This window comes from Serratia sp. A07, from assembly GCF_058725505.1.
In genome coordinates this window covers 1-5,122 of sequence record NZ_JBZXDO010000080.1, presented here as the reverse complement: position 1 = coordinate 5,122, position 5,122 = coordinate 1, and the positions used below count along the sequence as shown (strand labels likewise).

Here is a 5,122-nt window from a genome sequence, read left to right as displayed (position 1 = left end):
CCCGCGTCGAGCACGAAGAAGTTCACCGTGCCTTTATCATACGGCACCTGGGCCTTGCGGGCATTCTTGGGATCAACGTTCAGTTTGCGCAGATAGTCGTTGAAGGCACGGTTCAACACCGCTTCGTCGATCGCCGTATTGACCTCGAAGTTGATGTATCCCCCTTGCGGATCGCTGGCGTCGCCGGTGTATTTGATCAGCGAAAACACCGGTTCGCCCGACTTCTGCGCAATGTGGATATCACCGGGCAGATACCAGAACTGGTTATCGTCTGAATCGTCGGCGAAGAAGGTGATGTTGTTGATGGTGGCAGTTTTGGCTCTGAGTAATAACATGGCGTTTCCTTAGTTAACTGAGGGTGGCGAGATCGAGAGCGTTGGCGTCGGTCGAGCACTGCACGTTTTCGGGCCGATCGCCGCCTTCGCCGGGTTGATAGGTAAACCAGATATCCAGATCGACGCTCATCTGCTCCGGATCAAGCTGATCGGCGCTGAAACAGCGCGGGGCGGCATCGGATTCGGTAAATTGAAACACCTGCTGCAGCGTTTCCGCCGGCGTGCAGGCGTAGCTGGCGGAAACGATGACCATTTCCACCCGGCGCCAGTCCATGTCGGCCGACAGCGTCAGCACGCGCTGGCGATACAGGGTCGAGAACAGGTAGACGTCCTGACCGGTCGGTTCTTGCAACTCGGCGGAAATATGCGGTGAGTTGACGGCGGCGCTGTAGGTTTTGTCGACGTCGAATTGGTATTCGTCCGGCTCCGGCAGCATGACCGGGTAGTGGGCTCGCGGGCTGGTCTGGTCAAGTTGGAAGCTGCGCGACACGCTGCTGTTCGGCTGTTGCCGGTGGCGATAGCGCAGCGTGACCAGCACGGATTGATAGCGCTGCCAGTCAAACTGTTGCGCCGCTTCGATCGCGAAATCATAGCGGCCGTAGAGCGACTCGACGTCCAGAAAGACCTCGCTCATCTCCGTTTGCAGGCTGCCGGAGCTGACCGAAGTCACGCCGCCTATCGACTGGTTGAAGTACACGGTGAAGTCATACTCGACCGGCCACAGCATTTTTCCCGTTTTCGGGTCGATCAGGCTGGGTTCCTTAAACGGTTTGGGCCCGAAGTCGTCGCGGGTAAATTTCAGCTGTCGGCTGTTTGAGCCATAGCGCAACCGGGCCGTCACCAGCAGGATATTGGCGTCAAGCGCATCCGACAGTAGGCTGACCCGCACCTCGCGATAGGCGAAAAAGTCATCCTGCAGATCGCGTTTGACGATCGCGCGATCGGCCTGATAGTCCGTGCCGTTGACCAACTGGGCGAACAGGGCCTGCGGATAGAGCGAACGCTGCACGACGGTGGTTTCGCTGATCTTGCCGCTCAGGCGGCGTTGATCGATGTTTTCAACCGAGACCTGTTGTAGATAAAAGCCGGCTTTGGGGCTTGTCTGCTGCGGTTCGTTGGCGATAACCGGCGTGAAGAACTGGCTGGTGAGGATCTGCGTCAGTTCGGCGGCCGCCTGCGCCATATGGCCGTCGGGATCGGTGTCCCTGACTTTGACGGTGACGATTTTCTCGCTGATCAACTGGGCGGATGTATGCTCGATACCGACGCTAAAGATCAGCAGGTTAAAGCCTATCGAGCGCTGCAGGTAACGGTAAACCTGGTCCCAGTTGGCTTCCAGCTCGAAGGTGGCCGGCGGCAGTTGCTGCAGGTAGTCGATTTTGTAACTGACGGCGATCGGCGTCGAGGCCGGCGTGCGCATCAGGCTTGCCAGCAGCAGGATATCGTCGTCGTCGTCCAGTTTGGCGGACAGGTAGCAATATTGCTGGTCGCTCAGCGAGGTTTTGCTGGTCTGCCCGGGGATAAGATCGGGGATATTCAGCGTCGCGCTGCAGGCGATCGCCTGCAGCGGCAATAAGATCGCATCGCGCGGTATATCCGGGCTGGCGTCGGCGGCGCGTTGCGCCGCGTCGGGCGAACTGGCCAACTGGGTCTGCAACGACAGCGTGGCGTAGTAAAGATCGTCCGGTTGGTTGAGGTTTCTGAAAATTTGCAGTTGGACATCGGGTTGATTGCCTGCGGTGACCTGCACGCTAGGCGCGGCGGCACAGTAGTAATACACGGGCCGATCCGGGTCCGCTCGAATAAAACAGATGTCTTGCATGATTACCTGATCGCGCATAGCGGCAACCTCACGTCATCGGAGAGGGAGCCGGAGCAAGGCGTGCTTGCTCCGGCGGAGACCGGCCGTCAGAAGGTCACGACCACGATGGTGCTGGTGCCCGTGATCGGCTTGGTGACGGTTTTCTCCTGGTTATCGCCGTAATAGACCGTGGCGGTGTAGCTGATCTGCGGCTCGTTGCCTTTCTCTTGCTGCATCAGGTTGAATGTCAGGTACTGCGTGAGTGACTTGGTGTCGAACTCGGTTAACGCAATGGGCTGCGTTTGCGAGAAGTCCCATTTCGGGTAGTTCACCGTCATCTCGAAGGTGATCAGCGAAACGTCTTTTTGCGACGGTTTGAAGATGATGGTGTATTTCTGCTGCTTCGGCAGGGCGTTGGCGATCAGGATCTGATTGCCGCGCGTTTCGCCATAGCCGGGCAGCTGCGGGTTGCTTTCCACGCCCGGCGGGAGGTAGGTCAGGCTGTCGCCGTCCAGCGCATAGTAGTCGGCCGAATAATAAAGCGGCTTTTCCACGTTGGTGCCGATCGGATAAATAAACGGCACCGGCGGGTTCTTGTCGCTGATCACCTGGGTGTATTGCTTGAGCGGCACGCTGTGCTCTTTGTCTTCGTACTGGGTCTTGACCACGACCTGGCTGAAGACCTCCCAACCCAGCGGGTTGAGCAGGGTGGAGATATCTGCGTAGACGATGCCGCTTTGCGCCGCGTTGATGGTGACCACCAGATCGTCTTTGACCTGGATGTCCCCAGACAGGTAAGGCCTGGCCTGCATGCCGGTGAAGTTGACGGTGTAATGATAACGGTAGGCGCGGCCGAGCTCGGGTTTGATAAACCACTTGTCGGTTTTCTTCGGCCCCGGATCTTTCGGCGTAAAGGTCAGCGTGCTCTTGAGATCGTCGTCGTATATCGCGGTGACCACGATATTGGCGATGTCATACTTGGCCATGTCTTCGGTGACGAAGAACTCCGGCTGGATGTACTGATAGAACGGGTCGTGTAGATCGTACTCTTTGAAGTACTGATCCAAATCGGCTTCGCCGACGATTGAGCGTATCGACGGCAGCTGAGTTTGCGGGTAAATGGTGGAGGACACCACGGCGTTCTCTTCATATTCGCGGGTGAAGCTCAGAGTTTGCGAGATTTTGGACTGGAATTTTTCGAAGCTGCCGGCGTCATTCAGCAAATTGAGACTCATGTCGATGCCGGTTTGGCTGCTCAGGATCTGCTCGACCTGCTGTTGCCCCCAGTTCCGCAGACTTTCCTTCCATTTATCATAGGCGGCGGGTTCCATGCCCATCTCTTGCGCCGTCAACCCGATCCGCACGTCCACCTTGATCGCTTCCTTGGCGTAAAACTCCTGCTCGATCTTTTTCTCGTCGGCCGACCAGGTGTGGTAGTTGATGGTTTGCGCTACGGACTTGGCCTGCTCGCTGTTGTAGGTGACGATCACTTTGGCCGCCGACATGGAGGCATCCAGGGAGAGGTCGAAGCGCACGCCGACGCTGGCGTTTTTATCGGTGCCTTTCAGCACCTGTTCAAACAGCGTGGCGCCTTCCCCGGTCAGCGACAGGCTGAACACGGTATTGTTGTCGCCGAGGCCGGAGGGGGACAGCGGCGTTGGGATCTGGCGATAGAACTTATCGTTGCCGTCGAGGATCAGCATGGCCTGCGCCGAGGTGTAGCGCGGCTGCATCAGTTCGATTTTCGCAGCGTCCGCCGGCATCAGTTCGCTGAGGAATTGATCGTCGCCCTTGTTGCCGTCGTAGAGCGCGACAAACCGGTTAAGCTGTTCATCGCTCAGGCCGGTATTCTTCTGCGCCTGGTCCATCGCGGTCTTCTTGGTGTTATTTTCCGGGTCCGCTTCATAGGCCTGTTTTGCCTTGATGTAGTCGACAATGAGCTTGGATTTTTTATCCAGCGGGCCGTCTTTTCTGCCAAGGCCGTTATACAGCTGCAGGCGGATGCGGTCTTTCATTTCCGCATTCGGCTGCGGCAGCTGCACGGTGAATTGCGCGTAGCCGCCTTGCGTATCTTCGCTGCGGTATTTGTAAAACATGAAGCTCGGCGTATTGGTATCCCGTTTGGCAAACACCGGGATCTCCGGCACCACATAGAAGATATCCTTGCTGTCGCTGTCGCCGTAGCAGGTATACGCGTATTCCTTGACGCCCAAATACTCGGTGACGTCGATTTTTATCGATTGCTGCAAAGCGGTGGTTAACATAGGGCGGTCCTCTTGTTTATGTCACTTGTGGTATTGCAGTTTGATGGGGCCGGTGGTGGCCTGCAGGGGGCCGGAGTCGTAATTTTTGGGGAATAGCGCCGCCGTTTTCCCTTGCCAGCGATAGTCCACCCGGCCGTTGAGGCCGGCGGCATGGGCGTTGATCCACCAGATGGCTTGCCACTGCGCGGCGGAAAAGGCGAAGGTGAAGTTTTGTTTCTTGCCCTGGCCCGCCGGGAGATAGCTGGCGCTGCCGGAGATCGTTTTGAATTCGGACTTCAGAGACTCGGCGTCGAACAGCAGGCTATAGAAACCCACATCCTGCGGCGTCAGCGCGATGGCGTTCTGCCACGCCAGCCGGCTCTCGAAACTGGTGTAATCGGCGAAGGTCACCTTGAGTGCGATATCGCTCACCGCCGCTGTCGTTTCCAGCGTCACTGGCGGGAAGCTGGGCCATGCCATCGGCGTCTGTTGATCTGCCCAGCGCAACTCTATCGCCATGATATTGAAGCCTTTCGGATCAAATCCCAGGCTGACGGTGCAGCGTTGAGGCTCGATCGGCTTATCCGGCCTGCTGGGTTCCGGCAGGGGCGTAGCGGTAAAGGAGATGATGCCGTCGGCCGGCAGCCGATTCAGCAGTTCGGCAATGTCGCGTTGCTGCTCCAGCAGATAGCGCTGGGGCACGGTGTCGTCGTATTCGATTTGGTAATTCAGCTTGTTGGGGA

The 5,122-nt window shown here is 57.6% G+C and carries 2 protein-coding genes and 2 pseudogenes; all 4 read right to left on the bottom strand.

Annotated features, from left to right (window positions below):
• Positions 1-335, bottom strand: a pseudogene (locus AC4PR2_RS27340) (hypothetical protein); the annotation flags it as partial.
• 13 nt (positions 336-348) lie between these two features.
• Positions 349-2,115: a hypothetical protein gene (locus tag AC4PR2_RS27335; protein WP_443014808.1), complete on the bottom strand. Its 1,767-nt coding sequence runs from the start codon at positions 2,113-2,115 to the stop codon at positions 349-351.
• Positions 2,116-2,243: 128 nt separating this feature from the next.
• Positions 2,244-4,400, bottom strand: a complete 2,157-nt coding sequence (locus AC4PR2_RS27330; RefSeq protein WP_060418685.1) for a hypothetical protein — start codon at positions 4,398-4,400, stop codon at positions 2,244-2,246.
• Positions 4,401-4,421: 21 nt separating this feature from the next.
• Positions 4,422-5,122: pseudogene (locus AC4PR2_RS27325) on the bottom strand (hypothetical protein); the annotation flags it as partial.